Source organism: Xanthomonas sp. NCPPB 2922 (assembly GCF_041520885.1).
GTDB classification, from domain to species: domain Bacteria; phylum Pseudomonadota; class Gammaproteobacteria; order Xanthomonadales; family Xanthomonadaceae; genus Xanthomonas; species Xanthomonas campestris.
Genome location: NZ_JBGOFY010000005.1, coordinates 46251 through 65197, shown reverse-complemented (window position 1 = coordinate 65197; position 18947 = coordinate 46251). Strand labels below are relative to the sequence as shown.

Genomic DNA, 18947 nt, shown 5'->3' with positions numbered 1-18947 from the left:
GCCTGCCTAGCCTTGCTGGTCCCGCCAGGGCCCTCGTTTTGGAGTTGTCATGAATACCCCGCTGTCCACGCTTGCGACCGCCATCGTCGCCGCGCTGCTTGCCTCCCCCGCCCTCGCCCAGAACACCCCGGCGGCCACCGCCAACACCCTGGACACGGTCATCGTCACCGGTACCCGCGTGTCCGACCGCACCGTGGCCGAGTCGCAATCGCCCATCGACATCATCAGCGCCGAGTCGCTGCAGGCCACCGGCACCTCCGAGCTGGCCACTGCGCTGGCGCGTGCGCTGCCCTCGCTGAACTTCCCGCGCCCGGCGTTGAGCGATGGCACCAGCGCGATCCGCCCCGCCCAGCTGCGCGGGCTCTCGCCCGACCAGGTGCTGGTGCTGGTCAATGGCAAACGCCGCCACACCTCGTCGCTGCTCAACCTCAACGGCACCATCGGCCGCGGCGCCGCGGCAGTGGACCTGAACACCATTCCGGTCGCGGCCATCGCGCGCGTGGAAGTGTTGCGTGACGGCGCGTCGGCGCAATACGGCTCCGACGCCATCGCCGGTGTGGTCAACATCGTGCTCAAGGGCGCGGAAAAGGGCGGCAGCCTGCAGGCCGGGTTCGGCCAGTATTCGGCCGGCGACGGCAGCAACTACGAGCTGTCCGGCGACACCGGCGTGGCCTACGGCGGCGACCGCGGCTGGCTGCACGTGGCCGCCCAGCTCAACCAGCAGGACCCGACCGACCGCGCCCGCGCCTACGCCGGCGCACCCAGCGCCTCGCAGCCGGCCGTTGGCCAGAAGGCCTTCAAGATCGGCGACCCCGACGTCAACGCACAGGCGGTGTCGGCCAACACCGAATTCAACTTCAGCGACAGCATCACCGGCTACGCATTCGCCACCGCGAGCAACCGCGACATCACCGCGTTCGCGTTCTACCGCGCGCCGGGCAGCACCGCGCAGAACATCCTGTCGATCTATCCGCAGGGCTTCCTGCCGGAAATCCAGACCTACGCCAAGGACCGCTCGCTGGTCGCCGGCGTGCGCGGCTCCACCGCCAGCGGCTGGGACTGGGATGCCAGCTACAACTACGGCTCCAACAAGATCGACTTCCACACCCGCAACACGCTCAACGTGAGCCTGGGGCCGACCTCGCCCACGTCGTTCTATGACGGCGCGCTGGAAACCACGCAGAACATCGTCAACCTCGACGTCAAGCGCGGGTTCGATTGGGGCCTGGCGTATCCGGTGACGGTGGCGTTCGGCGCCGAATACCGCAACGAGAAGTGGAACCAGTCGCCGGGCGAAGTGGGCTCGTATTTCCAGAGCGGCACGCTGGCCGGTGGCGCGCAGGGCTTCGGTGGGTTTGCACCGAGTGTGTCCGGGCAGTACTCGCGCGACAGCTACGCGCTGTATGCCGACATCGAAGCCGACTTCACCGACAAGTTCTCCGCCGGCCTGGCCGGGCGCTACGAGGACTACAGCGATTTCGGCAGCCAGGCATCGGGCAAGTTGTCGGCGCGCTATGCGTTCACCGACAAGGTCGCCTTGCGCGGTACGGTGTCGTCGGGCTTCCGCGCACCGTCGCTGGCGCAGCAGTATTTCCAGTCCACCAGCACCACCTTCCTGGCCGGCAATCCGAACCCGTTCGAGATCCGCACCTTCCCGGCCGACAGCACGGTGGCACGCGCGCTCGGCGCCGAGCCGCTGGATGCGGAGACCTCGCTCTCCTACAGCCTGGGCCTGGTATTGCAGCCGACCGACGCGCTGTACGTCACCGTGGATGCGTACCAGATCGATGTGGACGACCGCATCGTGCTGTCGTCCAACCTCACCGGTACCGGCGTGCGTTCGCTGCTGGAATCGCAAGGCATCTTCGGCATCAACGGCGGCCGTTACTTCACCAATGCGGTGGACACGCGCACCCGCGGCGTCGACGTGGTGGGCAGCTACCGCTGGCAGCTCGCCGCCAGCAGCATCGACCTGACCGCCGGCTACAACTATTCAGAAACCGAAGTGCGCAGCGTGGCCGCCAACCCGGCCGCGTTGTCAGCCAACGGGTTGAGCCTGGAGCGTATCGACCGCACCGAACGTGGCCGCATCGAAGAAGGCTTCCCGCGCGACAAGTTCCTGATCAACGGCAGCTGGAATCTGGACCACTGGACACTGGCGTTGGGTGCCACGCGTTACGGTGAATACACCACGCGCCCGGCCGCGGCGATCAACGATCAGACCTTCGGCGCCAAGTGGGTGGTGGATGCCTCGGCCAGCTACAAGATCGACCGCTGGACGCTCACCCTGGGCGCGGACAACCTGCTGGACGAGTACCCGGACGAGAACAACTTCGCCAACTCCACCAGCGGGCAATTCCCGTACAGCAATCTGTCGCCGTTCGGTTTCAACGGTGCCTACGTGTACGGCCGCATCAACTACCGCTGGTAAGCCTTGCCATACTGCAAGTCCACACGCCCCGGCCTGCCCGGGGCGTATGCGTTTTGGGCCGCTGGCGGCTACTCCCTGCGGCCTTGTTTGCGGCATGGCGTGGCTGCCGGAGGCCTCAACGCCGGGTGAAGGGTTTCCCGCCTCGGCAGTGCTATCACGTGCGCTCCTGTCATGTGGAGCGCTCCGATGGAAACAGCACAGTTGTCGCGTGGACGCTTGATCGATCACCTGCATCTGGTGGTGCAGGACCTGAAGGCGAGCCGGCGCTTTTACGGCGCCGTGCTCGATGTGCTCGGCGTGCCGCTGGGCGGCGAAGGCGAGGGATTCTTCTGGGCCGACGAGCTGTTCGTGTCCGACCGCCACACCGTTGCCCAGGGCGAACTCACCGGCCGCCATCACCTGGCCTTCCAGGCACACGATGTGGCGATGGTGCACGCCTTCCATGCCGCCGCACTTGCACACGGTGGCCGTGACAACGGCGCGCCGGGCGTGCGCCCGTATCACCCGAGTTATTACGCGGCGTTTGTGCTCGACCCGGATGGCAACAACATCGAGGCGGTCTTCCATGGTCCTGCGCAACGCAGTGCGGAGGCGGTGCAAATCACCTACTGATGCCGAAGTTTCATAACTGGTATTCATTGTCCAACATGGTGCAAACCAGGCCGCACCATTGCAGGTGTGGTGCAAGCCACGCATCACTTTGGTGCATGATGACAACGATGGCAGTAGCACGTCATTGATGACAGTTACTTGCGCAACGTAACCAAAATTTGACATGTGGTTACGCGTGGTTAATGGTTGGGAACGCACCGCAGCTGCCGCAACGGACGCGGCCCGGGAGGGGGCCCCCTGCGATGCATCCGTTCCCCACTCGGAGTTGTCACCGCATGAATTGCAAGACCAGTCCACTCGCTGTTGCCGTTGTTCTTGCACTCTCGTTTTCCGCTTCAACTGCTGTCGCACAGTCGCAGGCGCCTACCCAGAAGACCCTCGACACGCTGATCGTGACCGGTACGCGCGTGGCCGATCGCACCGTGGCCGAATCGGCCTCGCCGATCGACATCATTTCGCCGCAGGCACTGGAATCCACCGGCACCACCGAGCTGGCCACCGCGCTGTCGCGCGCGATCCCCTCGCTGAATTTCCCCCGCCCGGCCATCTCCGATGGCTCGGATGCGGTGCGCCCTGCGCAGCTGCGCGGCCTGTCGCCCGATCAGGTGCTGGTGCTGGTCAACGGCAAGCGCTATCACAGCACCGCGCTGATCAACCTGAATGACACCCAGGGGCGCGGCTCCTCGCCGGCCGACCTCAACACCATTCCGATCGCCGCCGTAGAGCGCATCGAAGTGCTGCGCGATGGCGCATCGGCGCAATACGGCTCGGATGCGATTGCTGGCGTGATCAACATCGTGCTCAAGGGCAGCGGCGAAGGCGGCAGCGTCAATGGCCGCTACGGCAAGTACAGCGCCGGCGACGGCGAGCAGTATCAGTTGTCCGGCGATGCCGGCTTCAGCTTTGCCGGTACCGGCAAGGTGCACCTGGCCGCGCAGGCCGGGCATTCGGATCAGACCAACCGCGCGCTGCCGTTCCAGGGCCGCGTGGAGCAGCGCTACGGCGATCCCGAGATCGATCAGGGCGCGGTGTCGTTCAACGGCGAATACAGCCCCACCGATTACCTGACCTTCTACTCGTTCGGCATGGTCAGCCGCCGCGAAGTGCTCTCCAACGGCTACTTCCGCTTTGCCGGCGACAACCGCAACCGCCCGGAGATCTATCCGGACGGCTTCCTGCCGCAGATCTACAACGTCAGCAAGGACGTGTCGTGGGTGGGCGGGTTGAAGACCTCCACCGAAGGCGGCTTGAACATCGATCTGAGCTACAACTACGGCCAGAACAACCTCACCTTCGATGTGCGCAACAGCTTGAACAACAGCCTGGGCGTGACCAGCCCCACCGACTTCCACGCAGGCACCCTGGAAGTCACCCAGAACGTGCTCAACGCCGACTTCACCAAGACGCTCGACTGGGGTTTGGCCTACCCGGTTGCCTTGGCATTCGGCGCGGAATGGCGCGGCGAAAAGTTCAACCAGTCGCCCGGTGATACGGCGTCCTCGGCCAATGGCGGCATTCCCTCGGCCAACGGCGCGCTGATTCCCGGTGCGCAGGTGTTTCCGGGCTTCAAGCTCTCCGATGCCGGCTACTACAACCGCAACAGCCACTCGGCCTATGTGGACCTGGAAGCGGATCTCACCGAAAAGCTGTCGGCCGGCCTGGCCGGGCGCTATGAGAAGTACAGCGACTTCGGCGACACCGCCACCGGCAAGCTGTCGCTGCGCTACGCGTTCACCGACAAGGTCGCGCTGCGTGCCACCGCCTCCACCGGCTTCCGCGCACCGTCGCTGCAGCAGCAGAATTTCCAGTCGATTGCCACGCAGTTCCTCAACGTGGCGCAGCCCAATGGCGGCGTGTCGGCGATTCCGTTCGAGATCGGCACCTTCCGTACCGAAAACCCGGCCGCCATCGCGCTCGGTGCCGAACCGCTCAAGGCCGAAGAGTCCAAGAACTACGGCCTGGGCGTGGTGTTGCAGCCGGTGGAGAATCTCTACATCACCGTCGATGCGTACCGCATCGACATCGATGACCGCATCGTGCTGTCGGAGAACCTCACCTCCATCGCAGCGCGCAACTACCTGCAGGCCAATGGCTTCCCGGGGATCGGCGGCGGGCGCTACTTCACCAATGCGGTGGACACCAAGACACAGGGCGTGGACGCGGTCGGCACCTATCGCTGGAACCTGGACAGCGGCAGCGTCGAGCTGACCACCGGCTACAACTACAACAAGACCGAGGTCGAACAGATCGCGGCCAATCCGCCCGCGCTGGAAGCCATCGATCCGGGCGCGGTGCGCATCGGCCGTGCAGAGCTCGGCCGCATCACCGAAGGCACGCCGCGCGACAAGTTCTTCCTGGGCGGCACCTGGTCGCCGGGCAACTGGTCGTTCACCGGCACCGCCACGCGTTGGGGCGAATTCACCACCTTCGGCACCAACGCCGGCAGCGACCAGACCTATGCCGCGAAGTGGACGCTGGACCTGGCCGCCTCCTACAAGCTCGGCAGCTGGAACTTCACCGTCGGTGGCGACAACGTGCTCAACGAATATCCGGACCGTCAGGAAGCCGGCCTGGGCACGCGGACCTACCTGCCCTACAGCAGCGCCTCGCCGTTCGGTTTCAACGGCGCCTTGGTGTACGCCAACGTGAACTACAAGTGGTAAGTCACTAGGACAACCGGCAACGCCTCCTCGCGGTGGCGTTGCCGGTGCTCCATTGCGGTATCCGCCCCGGCGCCTCGGGCAACGACGCGCCGGGGTTATCCCTCATTCGGTGCATTGATCGGCCTAAAGCCGCGCTGTTTGCAGGCGCGGCCACTGCGGCGACCAGCCCACCTGCATTGACTGCACCTGCCCCACGCAAGGACGAACGGCGCCATCGCTGCGGTCAGTGCAACTGCCCGCCGCTGTCGCGCTCCTGCATGCCGCATGGCCGTGCGTTTGCTGCTCCATCCCTTTCCCCCTGCTTCCCTTTCCTCCTGAGCGCCTCATCCCATGCACACGTCCACGTCTCTTTCGATTGCGGTTTCCATCGCGCTGGCCGCCAGCGCGTTCGCCGGTACCGCGCAGGCACAGCAGCCGCCCCCACAGAAAACCCTCGACACCTTGATCGTCACCGGCACGCGCGTAGCCGACCGCACCGTGGCCGAATCCGAATCGCCGATCGACATCATCACCGAGCAGTCGTTGCAGGCGACCGGTGCGACCGATATCGCCACCGCGCTCGGCAAGCTGCTGCCGTCCCTGAACTTCCCGCGCCCGGCCATTTCCGACGGTAACGATGCCGCGCGCCCGGCCACGCTGCGCGGCCTGTCGCCGGATGCGGTGCTGGTGCTGGTGGATGGCAAGCGCTATCACACCTCTGCGCTGATCAACTACAACCCGTATGTGGGGCGCGGCTCGGCGCCGGCCGACCTCAACTCGCTGCCGATGTCGGCGGTGGCGCGCATCGAAGTGCTGCGTGATGGCGCCTCGGCGCAATACGGCTCCGATGCGATCGCCGGCGTGGTCAACATCGTGCTCAAGCACGGTGCCAAGACCGGCGACAACAGCGTGTCGGTCAACGGTGGTTTCATGGACAAGGGCGACGGCGAGCAGAACGGCATCGACGGCTCGGTCGGCATGGGCTTCGGCGGCACCGGCGGCGATACCACGCCGGGCTGGGTGCGGCTGTCGTGGAACTACCAGAACACCATGAGCACCAACCGCGGCGAAAACACCAACCGCGCCACCACCGTGCCCGGCACGCCCAATCCAGGTGGCGTGCCGTACCAGCGCCACGGCGACCCGAAGTCCACGTTCTACCAGGGCCTGGCCGCGTTCGGCTACGAGTTCTCGCCGAACCTGGAACTGTACGGCCACTTCAGTGCCAGCCGCCGCGAGGTGACTTCCAACGGCTATTACCGCGCCGCCGACAACCCCGCGCGCAATGTGCCCTCGATCTATCCGAACGGCTTCCTGCCGCAGATCTACAACCCGGTCAACGACCGCTCGGCAGTGCTCGGCCTCAAGGGCAGCACCGAGAGCGAGTGGAACTGGGATCTGTCGGCGTCGTACGGCAAGAACGACATGAGCTTCAACATCCTCAACAGCATCAACACCAACCTGTTCTACACCACCGGTGCATCGCCCACCAACTTCAACTCCGGCGGCTTCGAAACCCAGCAGGGCACGGTGAATCTGGACATCAGCCGCGCCTTCGATTGGGGCCTGGCGTATCCGGTCAATGTCGCTTTCGGCGCCGAGCATCGCCAGGACCGCTACCGCATCACCGCCGGCTCGCCGGATTCGTATTTCTTCGATCCCAACACCATCAATCCGGCCGATGGCGCGCCGTATCCCGGTGGCGCACAGGTGTTCTCCGGGTTGGAGCCGTCGGTGGCAGGCAAGTTCGGCCGGCATAGCAACGCGGTCTACGCCAACCTGGAAGCCAACCTCACCGAGAAGCTCTCCGGCGGTATCGCCGGGCGCTATGAAAACTACAGCGATGCCGGCGCCACGCGTTCGGGCAAGCTGTCGGCGCGTTATGCCTTCACCGACACCTTCTCGCTGCGCGGCACGATCTCCAACGGCTTCCGCGCGCCGTCGCTGGCCCAGCAGAACTACGCCTCGGTGGTGACGCTGATCCAGAACGGCGAGCTGGTGCAGGTGGGCACCTACCGCACCTCCGACCCGGTGGCACTGGCGCTGGGCGCACGCCCGCTGAGCCCGGAAAAGTCCAGCAATTACGGCCTGGGCGGCGTCTGGCAGCCAACCGCCAACTTCACCTCCAGCCTGGACGTGTACCAGATCCGCATCTGGGACCAGATTCTGTATTCGGACCAGTTGCAGTTGGCGCAGCCGATCGGCCAGGTGGCCGCGGTGCAGTTCTTCGTCAACGGCGCCACCAGCCGCACGCGCGGCGTGGACTGGGTCAACAGCTACATCGCCGATCTGGGCGAGCTGGGCCAGCTGACCCTGGGTGCCAGCGCCAACTACAACAAGACCACCATCCTGGAGTTGTCCAACCCCAACTTCGGCCGCGCCAGCCAGGGCCTGCTCACCGATGCCACGCCGCGCACCAAGTACATGGCCTCGGCGGATTGGGCGATCGGTGGATTCACGCTCAACGGCAACGCCACGCGGTACGGCTCGATCAAGCGCATCAGCGACCCGGTCGACGGCAGCCAGGACCAGACCTATGACGCACGCTGGATCCTGAACCTGTCCGCCAGCCAGACCTGGAACGCCTTCACCTTCACCGTGGGCGCGGACAACCTCACCAACCAGTACCCGACCAAGGCGCAGCTGACCACCGCCTACGACGACCGTGCCGGCGGCCTGCAGTATTCCTCGCTGTCCCCGTTCGGCTTCAACGGCCGTTACTGGTATGGCCGGGTGACCTACCGGTTCTGATCCACTGCGGCGAGATCCGGGCCATCGCGGTATCCGCGATGGCCCGTTTTTTTTGCCCGCGGCACATCGCCCACCGGCGTCATCCCGGTGTTAGCGAACGTCTTACCAAGTGGCGTGCAACGCCTGGATGCCGCGCAGATTGGCACGTTCGTTCCAGCTCAAATTGTCCAACTCGGGCAGGCGCAATGCGGGCGCGCGTTGCAGCAAGCGCTCCAGCGCGGTTTCCAGTTCGATCAATGCGAGCCGGTTGCCCAGGCAATGGTGGACGCCACCGCCAAAGGACAGTGCACGTCCTTGCTGGCGGCGTAGATCCAGCTGCTGCGGTGCGGTGAACTGCTCCGCGTCGTGATTGGCGGAGCCCAGCATCAGGTACAGGATGGCGCCAACGGGCAGGGTCGTTCCCTCAACCTGCAGGGGCTGCAACACCGAACGCATGGCCACCTGCACCGAGCTGTCGTAGCGCATGCATTCCAGCACCGCGTTGGGCATCAGTGTGGGGGTATCGCGCAGCAACTGCAGTTGTTCGGGATGCCGGTGCAAGGCGATGAGCGCATTGCAGATCATGTTGGCGGTGGTTTCGTGGCCGGCCGTGAACAGCATGATCACATTGGAGACGATGTCATCCACAGGCATGCGCTGGCCATGGTCTTCGGCGGCAATGAGGCGCGCGATCAGATCATCCTCCTGCGTATCCTGACGCTGCAGCACAATCGCGCGAAAATACTGCTCCAACGTCGTGTATGCCGCGGTGGCCTGTGCCATGTCTTCCGGACGCATCAATGGGTCGAAGACCTTGGCCAGCGCACTGCTCGCCTGCCCCAGCGCCACCACATCGGTCACCGCCAGCCCCAACATCCGGCAGATCAGCGAGATCGTCATCGGCATCGCGAAGTCATTGAGCAGATCGCAGCTACGTCTGTCTTCATGCTGATCGAGCAACGCGTCGGCAGTGTCGACGGCCACCTCACGTAGCGCCTCCAGTTGGCGCGCCCCGAAGGCTTTGGTCATCAATGCGCGCTGCTGGGTGTGGACCGGCGGATTGAGCAGCAGAAACATGCGGCTCATGCCCTGGAAAAGCGGCATCTCCGCTGCGTTCGCGCCATAACGCACACGGATGCTGTCCAGGTAGTTGCGGCCCACCCGGCGGTCGCTGAGCAGTGCATCGACCACGGTGTAGTGGCCAGACACCCAGCCGTTGTCGCTGATCTGCACCAGCGGGCCAGCTGCGCGCAAACGCGCATACATGGGGTGTGGGTCTTGCCGAAAAGCCGGTGTTGCAAAGTCGCTGAGCTGCATAGTGGTTCCGTGCAATGCCTGCCTTCGCAGCCGCGAAGGCGGTATGGCGCGTGTGCGGCCAGGCGCCGCACACATCGACCGCGCCCAGTGTTGGGTTCTCATCGGCACATGCCCTGCCGCAGGGCGAAGCGGTGTCCGGAAAGTCGAGGAGATCGGAGCGTTGAGGTGCGCCACGTGCTGGAAGTGGCTACTCGGCGGTCACCTGCTATTGGGAGATGTTGGCCGGCGCAGCGGCTACTGCGCGGCGGGACGATGGGCGCTGTGTCTGCTCCGCTGGCAACAACCCCGCGCGGTGTGGATTGCGGTCTTCGCCGCTGCGGCGGCGGCGGCGTGCAGGCAAGCAGGCTCTTGCGCTGCGCGATGTGCTGCCGCCGGGCGTGGCGCAGCTGTTGTTCGTGGAGCGAACAAGCCGGGAAGGCTGCGTCGGGCTCGCTAGCATCGCGGTGCGTGTGGCGTTGACGCTGCGCCGCAGCAACGGCGCTGCACGTGCACTAAAGCGGAGCTGCGGGGCTCGCTGATGCGGAGTCGCCCCCACAGGTAACGCGCCAACTGCAACTGTCCCGAAGTGCGGCTGCCCTGAACTACGAATGCAGGTGCAACTGCAAACTGCAACCGCACCTGCATCTGCACCTGCAGAGCGAGGCGCAACACGCAAGGTAAACGATGCCCACGATTGCTACTGACGGCCTACGCGATCACCGCTTTGCCGCAGCCTCATCGCATCACGTGGGTCAACAGCCCAGGCTGCGCCACAGGCACGCAAAGCAGTGCCGAGTGCCCGCGCCGGCATCGGCCTCTGCGCGCATCAGCACGCCACGATGACCACGCGACGCGTGCACAGGCTGCTTGCCGCCGCACGCGCTGCCAGCAGCCACGCAAAGACCTCCACGCGTGTCGCATCGCGTTAATCGAGCGCTGTGTACTATGGGTGTCCGGCGAACCGGACCGCCCCGCGGTCCTGTTCCCCTCGCGCCGGACTCCAGCAAACAGGTTGCATGCCCGCAGGCGATGCCCGGCGCAGTGCCGTTGGCTGGCTGCAACTCGCCGTCTCCCGGACACTCTCACAACGGATTGGAATGCATCACGACACCAGCCTCATCGACATCATCGCCGTCGGCCTCGCGGTCGCCTTCGTGCTGGGCACGCTCGCACAAAAGGTCAAGCTGTCGCCGCTGGTTGGCTATTTATTGGCCGGCGTATGCGTCGGGCCATTTACGCCGGGCTTCGTGGCCGATCAGACCATGGCCAACCAGCTCTCCGAGCTGGGCGTGATGCTGCTGATGTTCGGGGTGGGTCTGCACTTCTCGCTCGACGACCTGATGGAAGTGAAGTGGATCGCAGTGCCCGGTGCGCTGGCGCAGATCGTGGTGGCCACGCTGCTGGGTTGGGCGTTGGCATGGAGCATGGGCTGGCCGTTGATGCAGGGGCTGGTGTTTGGCCTGGCCTTGTCGGTGGCGAGCACCGTGGTCCTGCTGCGTGCGCTGGAAGAACGCCGCCTGCTGGAAACCCAGCGCGGCCGGATCGCGGTGGGCTGGTTGATTGTCGAAGACCTGGTGATGGTGATCGCGTTGGTGCTGTTGCCGGCGCTGGCCAATGTGCTCGGCGGCAGCGCCGGCGCTGCCGAACATGCCGGCGAGTCGACCTCGCTGTTGGCCGCACTGGGCTGGACGCTGCTGAAGATGGTGGCCTTCGTCGCGGTGATGCTGGTGGTTGGGCGCCGGGTGATCCCATGGTCGCTGGAAAAGGTCGCCGCCACCGGCTCGCGCGAGTTGTTCACCCTGGCCGTGCTCGGCATTGCGCTGGGAGTGGCCTTCGGGTCGGCGAAGTTGTTCGGCGTGTCGTTCGCGCTGGGGGCGTTCTTCGCCGGCATGTTGCTCAAGGAGTCCGAGCTCAGCCACAAGGCGGCAAGCGATTCGCTGCCGCTGCGTGATGCATTCGCGGTGCTGTTCTTTGTGTCGGTGGGCATGTTGTTCGACCCGATGATCCTGATCGCCCATCCCTGGCAGGTGCTGGCCACCTTCCTGACCGTGACCGTGGGCAAGTCGCTGGCGGCGTTCGTGATCGTGCGCGCTTTCGGCCACCCCACCGGCACCGCGCTCACCATTTCCACCAGCCTGGCGCAGATCGGCGAGTTCTCTTTCATCCTGGCCGGGCTCGGCGTGCAGTTGGCGATCCTGCCTGAAACCGGGCGCGACCTGATCCTGGCCGGGGCGTTGCTGTCGATCGTGGCCAATCCGTTCCTGTTCTCGTGGCTGGACCGTTGGCAGGCCAAGCAGGCGCAGGACGCCCCGGCGACGGTGGAGCCGGAACTGCCGCCCGGCCCGCCGCTGCAGCTGGACGGCCACGCCATCGTGATCGGCTATGGCCGCGTAGGCAGCGCGCTGGCGCAACTGCTGCGCAGCCGCGGCGTGCCGGTACTGGTGATCGACGACAACGGCGACCATGTCGCCAAGGCGCACGCGGCGGGCATTCCCGGGATTCGTGGCAGCGCCGCGGCCGACCGCGTGCTGGCCGAAGCGCGCCCGGAGCAGGCCAAGATCGCGATCCTGGCCATCCCGCAGCCGCTGGAAGCCGGCGAAGCGCTGGCCAAGCTGCGCGCACTCAACCCGTCACTGACCCTGCTGGCCCGCGCGCACAGCGATGCAGAAGTGAAGCACCTGCTCGAACACGGCGCCGACGGCGCCGTGCTGGCCGAACGCGAGCTGGCGTACTCGCTGGCCGAGATGGTGATGTCCACCCCGCCGTATCGCGCATTGCGTGTGCCGGCGTCGTGATCGCCGGCTGATGCGCTCGAGGCAATGCGCCAGCGATGCCGCGTGTCGTCGATCGCCACGCAGAACGCGGTCGGGAAGCGAGAACATGCGGCACGCTACGCGGTTGTTGCTGCCCGATATCAGCGCGGCTTGATTGGCCGATACTGCCGGCGATCGCCGTAGGCCGGGCCCCTGGTCTCGACATTGGCGCATAGTCGGCCGTTGCACAGCGTCACGTCGGCGGCGTTGTAGGCGCGCAGCAACTCCGCACGCAACTGGTTGTCTTCGATTTGCTGGCGATAGTGGGCCAGCAACCATCCGCCGCCGCCTAGCAACATCAGTAGACTCCCCAGGATGACCGCTGCGCCTTTCCATAACAGTAGGCGCTGCCCGCGCTCGATACGCTTGAGTTGATCGGACAGCGACTGCGCGCCTTCGCCGATCAATCCACCGGCTTGCTGGAGCCGCTTTTCGAAACCGGCGACAGGTTGATCCAATCCCTGCTGGATGCTTCGAATCAACGTGTCGGGCACGCGCTGCAACGTCTGTTCGGCCGAACGCGTCACCACGCTTGGCAGCGACTGGGCCACCTGCTCCAACTGCTGCGCAAGGCGGCGTTGCAGTTGTTCCAATTCGGCGCATCGGCGCTCGAACTGCTCCATCAAGGTAGCCGCTTTGCTGACCAGCGCCATCGGGTCTTGTGCATTCATCGTGCATCCTGCCTTCGTGGTGATGGCGACTACAGGCTGCGCGCACCAACGCGCATGGTGTCTTGCTGTTGCGACTCGGCCTGTTGCCGCTGCGACTGCATCGCCTGCTGGGCCGCATGTTGTTCCTGCTGATTCACTATCTCGACGGCCTCGGAGCGCAGTGCGCGGCCCGGAGGTTCATTGGCCAAGACCTGTGTCATCTGACGAAACTGATCACGGTCGCCGCTCTGTGCGGCGACCAGCATGCGATCCAGAAAGGCACCTGGGTCGTCCTGCAATGTGGGCGGCCTGCCGTGGGTCGGTGACGCCACACGAACATCCTGCGCATCCTGCTTGAGCGGCACCTGCCACCCCTGCGGCGCATGGCTGCGCTCGCGGTCCTGCTGGAATTGCTGCATCTGCTGCTGCCAGCTAGGCGCATCCATTTCCCGACGCCCGGCCCCCGGCTCCAACGGACGGCGCAGGTGATCGACCCCATCGCGGGCCAGCCCAGGGATCCCGCGCGAGTACAACGTCAGGCCCGACCGTAGCGCTTCGACGTCGCCGCGATACTTCTCGATCATCGGCGCATACTGCCGAGCGAGTTGCTGGGTCGAAGGGTCTTCCAAGACGGAGGTATCCGGTTTGCCGGTCCCATCGACTGGCAGGAAGTTATGCATGCGATGCGATTCGCCCAACCTGACTGCAGCAGACAAGGGATCGCGCGCGTCCAGCACACTGTTGTCGTTGGCGTAATCGGATCTTTTCAACGTGGCGATTTCATTCGGCGTGGCATAGATCTCGACCCGCCCGTAATGCCGGCTAGCGGCGCTGACTGCATCGCCGGCCATGACGTGATTGACTACATCGCCGCCACCTTCCGGGATCCGTCGATCCAGACTCACCGCACCGTAGGCGTCGAAGGTCTGGCCCTTGAGATTGAAGTGATGAGCAGTAACTTGCGCCAAATTGCCGCCGAGCGAGTGGCCTGCAACCGTAACATCGGGCGTTGGTTGGCCGGTACTGACATGCTTCTCTTTTGCATAGTTCAATGCGCGCTGCGTATATTCGATGGCGTCCGCTACCTGCGCATTGTGGCGAGTCGCGACCATTCCACCGTCAGCCAGTGCGCCGTCCAGGATGGGCTGGCGATCGAACTCGCTTCCTCGGTGGACAACTACCATTTCACCGGTATCGGCCCGTTCGTAGATCACGCCCTGGTAGCCCGACGGCTTGTCCACGTAGTCCAGGCGCCTGCAAGGAATACCTCCGATATCTACGATAGGGCTTGTCGGCCCCACCTTATCTGGCTTTTGGTATGCATCATACGCAAGCGCAGCGTATTCCTGACTGCTCAGGCTCATGGGGCCATCCTCTCTGCTTTGAGAGTCACAACAAACAGATTGCTTCGGTTGGGCTCAGCGTAATTCTCGGCAGATGGCTTACCTGTATCCGGGAAGTCATCAACGCCACTTTTTGGATAACCGCCTTTCCAAAAGTAAGTTTTCTTGGAGGCCGACTGCAAGATCTGCTCTTTCTCCAAACTAGGTGCAAAGTCAGTATCCTCATGTCTTCCACTCGCTTTTAGCGACATACCGACCCCCGTCAACTCCCAGTGGCACTCGCCCTTTCCATAATAATCCGCGTCAATCATGCCATCTGCAAAGATCGTCGCCACGTAGGTCGTCGCGTCGATTTTTTTGAAAACTGCGGGAATACTGTCTTCCTTCTGCTTAGGCCAAACCCCAGCAATCGGCTCGATCGGGGTGCATTGCTGATGATTAGACATTTGATAAAAGGTGGCACCGTCCACGAAACCAAACGGCCCCGGCGCATTCTCGATGGTCATGGTGATCCGATAAGCCTGCTTCGGATGCGCGGTCTTCCGATAGACCGGATCGCCGTCGGCATCGCGCGCCTGTGCGTCCCTGGATTGCATGGTGGTCTCCTTTGCTCCGCAAGCGCACAGCAATGCGGCCAGAGAGATGCATAGCAGTACGGTGGAGGTGCGATACACGATTAGTTTGGCCCGTAAACGCCTGATATCCGAGCCTACGCCGTTTTTATAGCCGCCTCAATAAGATTCGTCAGGGATGCAATGCAGTCGATAACCATCGCCTAGCATGAACGCGATGGACAACGGATTACGGGCATCCAGTACCTCATTATCGTTGGCGTAATCAGCACGCTTCAGCGTGGCGATCTCCTGCGGCGTAGCATAGATCTCGACGCACCCGTCATGTCGTAGAACCCTTTACTTGAGACCACCTCAAACGACCCCGGCACATCCTCGATGATCATGGTGATCCGATAAGCCTGCTTCGGATGCGCGGTCTTCTGATAGATCGCATCGCCGTCGGCATCGCGCGCCTGCGCGTCCCTGGATTGCATGGTGGTCTCCTTTGCTCCGCAAGCGCACAGCAAAGTCACCACGGAGATGCATAGCAGCGCGGCTGGAGTGCGGTACATGGTGTAGTTGGCCGATAAACGCCTTGTTTCCTCGAGGCGACGTCGTTTCCTGGGCAGCAACAACATTTCCCTCTGCGCAAGGCCAGTGCGGTTGATCAAATCGAGTGCGGGCGAAAGGACTCCAACCGTATTCGACGACCGCCCACAAATTCAGGTCCAAACGACTGGGATCAACTCCCCTGGTTACAAAAAAAGACCGGAAACCACACTTGATAATCATTCCCATCAAGCGCAGGATGAGCGCCCGTTCCCCTGGCGGCCTCATCCATGCCACTGCGTGTTGGCGTTCTGAATGCACTGCCGAGCGTGCAGCTGTGCGAACTGCTGGGCCGGATCGGCTACGGGTTTGTGGTGCTGGACCTGGAACATGTGCTGCGCGCGCCGGACGAACTGGAACACGCCATCCGCGCCTGCGAGCTGTCCGGCTGCGAGGCCTGGGTGCGCGTGCCGGAGGTGGACGAAAAACTGATCGGCCGCGTGCTGGACGCCGGCGCGCGTGGCATCGTGGTTCCGCGCGCCGAATCGGCTGCGCAGATCGCCAGGGCGATTGCCGCGGCACGCTTTCCGCCGCTGGGCCGGCGCGGCATCACCGGGGGCCGCGTCACCGGCTTCGGCAACGTCGATCTGCCCACCTATATCGCGCAGGCCAACCGCGACATCCGCATTGTGCCGATGATCGAAAGCGCGGCCGGCATTGCGGCGTTGCCGCAGATTCTGGCCGTGCCCGGCGTGACCCTGGTGATGGAAGGCGCGCTCGATCTTGCGCTGGATCTGGGCCTTGGGCCACAGCCCACGCATCCACAGGTGTGGGCCTTGCTGCTGCAAATGGACGCGCAATGCCGCAGCGCTGCGGTGCCGTTCTGCCCCAACCCACGTACCGACGCGCAACGCACGCACTGGCTGCAGCAACCGGATCTGCGCTGGCTGCTTGCCGGCGAAGACCGTGCCCTGATTCAACGCGCATTACGCGCCCAATTGGCCACCTTTGCCGCACCCATTTCATCACCCGCCTGCAGGAGCACGCCGTAGATGCCGACGTTCCGTTTCCACGCCCTGGCCATTGCCATCGCCGCCACCACCTTGAGCGCTGCACCGCTGGCGCGGGCCGGCGAGACCGACGGCACTGCGGTAGAGACCGACACTTCGATTCGCGCGCTCGATGCGGTGCAGGTGCAAGGCAGCCTGCTGGGCCGCTCCAAGCCCGAAGACGTGCAGCGCTACGCCGGCAGCCGCCAGGTGATCGACCGCGAACAACTGCGCAATGGCGGCAATCGCTCATTGGACGATGCCCTGCAGCGCGTGCCCGGCATCAAGATCTTCGATGAAACCGGCACCGGCGCCCTGCCGCAACTCATGCTGCGCGGCCTGTACGAGAGCCGCAGCGGGCGCGTGCAGGTGCTGGAAGACGGCATTCCGCTCGCACTGGCGCCGTACGGGCAAACCAGCCTGTCGCTGTTCCCGGTCGGCTTGAACCAGATCGACCGCATCGACATCGTGCGCGGCGGCGCGGCCGTGCAATACGGGCCCAACAACGTGGGCGGCGTGATCAACCTGGTCAGCAAGGAGATTCCCAGCGATTGGACCACCACCCTGGCGCACAAGATCACTGCCGGTGGCCAGGGCCAGTTCCTGCAGGACAGCGCGCTGAGCAGCGGTGGCTACGTCACCGACAGCCTTGGCCTGCAGGTGGATGCCAACCGCACCTACGGCGAGTATTGGCGCGCGCACAGCGACACCGACATCAGCAACCTGCGTGTGCGTGCGGAGTGGTGGATCGACGATACCAAGCTGCTCAAGGCCAGCGTGCAGCGGTATCTGGTGGACATGGATCTGGCCGGCGCGCTGAGCCCGGACGATTACCGCCGCGATCCACGCCAATCCACTCGGCCGCTGGATAGCTTCAACGGCCGCACCACGCGCGCGTCGTTGAGCTACGAGCAGGTGTTTGGCGACTGGGGCCCGCTGCAGGACGTGCGGCTGTCATGGACCAACTTCAGCGCGCGCAGCAGCCGCAACTTCATTGTCGGCATGCGCCAAGCCGCCACCGAAACCTGGCGTTCGGATCTGCCACCGCAACTGCGCCAGACGGCGCCGCGTGATTTTCGTGTGGTCGGCAGTGAGCCGCGCCTGACCTGGCGCATGGGCGATGCCGGCGGCGTGCAGCAACAATGGACCGCCGGCGTACGCGCGGTACATGAAGACATCGATTTTCTGGTCGGCAATCTGCGCCTGCGCGATGGCCTGTTCACCAGCGTGCGCGATTGGCAGTTCGAAGACCGTGCGTTGGCGGCCTATGTCAGCAACGCGATCACGCTGCCGGATGCGCGCCTGACCATCACCCCGGGCCTACGGTACGAGCGGCTGGATTCGCGCTATTTCAACCGCGCCACCGGCGTGAGTACGCTCAACCAGACCCGCGATGTGCTGCCGGGCCTGACGGTTGGCTTCCAGGCCAACGACCAGTGGTTTATGTATGCGGACGGGCAACGCTCGATGCGTGCGCCGCAGGTGACCCAGATCATCTTCGGCAATAATCTGGACGCGGAGCTGGCCTGGAATTACGAGCTCGGCACACGCTATCAACCCAATGAGCGCACCCGCATCCAGGTGGGCGCCTACCTCATTGATTTCGATCAGCAGATCCAGTTGGACAACACCACGCGGGTGTTCCGCAACCTCGGCAAGACCCGCCATCAAGGCGGTGAGCTGGAACTGCAATGGAGCCCGGAACAACTGCGTGCACTGACCCTCAACGCCGGCTACGCGTATCTGGATGCACGCCAGGAATCGGGTGCGTTCGATGGCCTGCGCGTGCCTTACACCTCGCGTAACCAGATCACGCTGGGCGGCACCTACGCGCTCGGTCATACCACTGTCGCGCTGTCGAGTTACTACTTCAGCAAGGCCTATAGCGATGCCGCCAACACGGTGCAGGAAAATGCCATTGCCTCGGTCGGCGAACTGCCGTCCTACTGGGTGTGGAATACGCAGGTGAGCCACACCTTGCTGGAACGCGGCGGGCAGAAGCTGAGCGCATCATTGGCGATCAACAACCTGTTCGACCGGCAGTACTGGTTCCGTGGCGTGGATACCAGCCCCTGGGGCCGCCAGGCCGCGCCCGGGCGCACCGTGACAGCAGGACTCGAATACACGTTCTGAGTTGCGCCACGCGGCAGCCGCATCACGCTGCCGCACTACCGAAGACAGTGCGCATGAAGCGCACTTCGCGCCGCGCTGCGGCGATGCGACCTGCTGCGTCGTAGGCCACCCCGTGTCGCGTGTGCGATGCCAGGCAGCCCGCTCT

Annotated in this window: 12 protein-coding genes; 7 read left to right on the top strand and 5 right to left on the bottom strand. The window is 64.4% G+C overall.

Annotated features, from left to right (window positions below; all coding sequences use genetic code 11):
- Positions 1-49 precede the first annotated feature (49 nt).
- From ACD584_RS08320 to ACD584_RS08305, 4 genes are all read left to right on the top strand, one after another.
- Positions 50-2431, top strand: coding sequence for a TonB-dependent siderophore receptor (locus tag ACD584_RS08320; protein ID WP_076037017.1), 2382 nt, complete (start codon positions 50-52; stop codon positions 2429-2431).
- Between the two features lie 186 nt (positions 2432-2617).
- Positions 2618-3043, top strand: a complete 426-nt coding sequence (locus ACD584_RS08315) for a VOC family protein (protein ID WP_043877724.1) — start codon at positions 2618-2620, stop codon at positions 3041-3043.
- A gap of 275 nt (positions 3044-3318) precedes the next feature.
- Positions 3319-5706 (top strand): TonB-dependent siderophore receptor, encoded by a 2388-nt coding sequence (locus ACD584_RS08310; protein WP_076037018.1) that lies wholly within the window; start codon positions 3319-3321, stop codon positions 5704-5706.
- A 330-nt stretch (positions 5707-6036) separates the two neighbouring features.
- On the top strand, positions 6037-8436 hold the full coding sequence (locus ACD584_RS08305) for a TonB-dependent siderophore receptor (protein WP_070690081.1): 2400 nt from the start codon (positions 6037-6039) through the stop codon (positions 8434-8436).
- A gap of 102 nt (positions 8437-8538) precedes the next feature.
- On the opposite strand, the gene ACD584_RS08300 is transcribed toward ACD584_RS08305, so the two are convergent.
- Entirely contained in the window at positions 8539-9732 is a 1194-nt protein-coding gene (locus ACD584_RS08300; RefSeq protein ID WP_070690078.1) for a cytochrome P450, read from the bottom strand.
- A 1076-nt stretch (positions 9733-10808) separates the two neighbouring features.
- Here ACD584_RS08300 and ybaL point away from each other — a divergent pair.
- Positions 10809-12506: a YbaL family putative K(+) efflux transporter gene (gene ybaL, locus ACD584_RS08295; RefSeq protein ID WP_014508649.1), complete on the top strand. Its 1698-nt coding sequence runs from the start codon at positions 10809-10811 to the stop codon at positions 12504-12506.
- A gap of 119 nt (positions 12507-12625) precedes the next feature.
- Here the strand turns inward: ybaL and ACD584_RS08290 are convergent, their stop codons facing one another.
- From ACD584_RS08290 to ACD584_RS08275, 4 genes are all read right to left on the bottom strand, one after another.
- Positions 12626-13195: a relaxation protein gene (locus ACD584_RS08290; protein WP_070690077.1), complete on the bottom strand. Its 570-nt coding sequence runs from the start codon at positions 13193-13195 to the stop codon at positions 12626-12628.
- 29 nt (positions 13196-13224) lie between these two features.
- Positions 13225-14538 (bottom strand): DUF6792 domain-containing protein, encoded by a 1314-nt coding sequence (locus ACD584_RS08285; protein ID WP_076037020.1) that lies wholly within the window; start codon positions 14536-14538, stop codon positions 13225-13227.
- Positions 14535-15113 carry a hypothetical protein gene (locus ACD584_RS08280; protein ID WP_076037021.1) on the bottom strand — a complete coding sequence of 193 codons (579 nt, stop codon included), beginning with the start codon at positions 15111-15113 and terminating at the stop codon, positions 14535-14537. Before ACD584_RS08280 ends, ACD584_RS08285 begins: the two co-directional genes overlap by 4 nt.
- A gap of 251 nt (positions 15114-15364) precedes the next feature.
- Positions 15365-15709, bottom strand: coding sequence for a hypothetical protein (locus ACD584_RS08275; protein WP_070690069.1), 345 nt, complete (start codon positions 15707-15709; stop codon positions 15365-15367).
- 201 nt (positions 15710-15910) lie between these two features.
- On the opposite strand from ACD584_RS08275, the gene ACD584_RS08270 reads away from it, so the two are divergent.
- Positions 15911-16672, top strand: a complete 762-nt coding sequence (locus ACD584_RS08270; RefSeq protein WP_070690067.1) for an HpcH/HpaI aldolase/citrate lyase family protein — start codon at positions 15911-15913, stop codon at positions 16670-16672.
- Positions 16673-18802, top strand: coding sequence for a TonB-dependent siderophore receptor (locus ACD584_RS08265; RefSeq protein ID WP_076037022.1), 2130 nt, complete (start codon positions 16673-16675; stop codon positions 18800-18802).
- Positions 18803-18947: the final 145 nt, after the last annotated feature.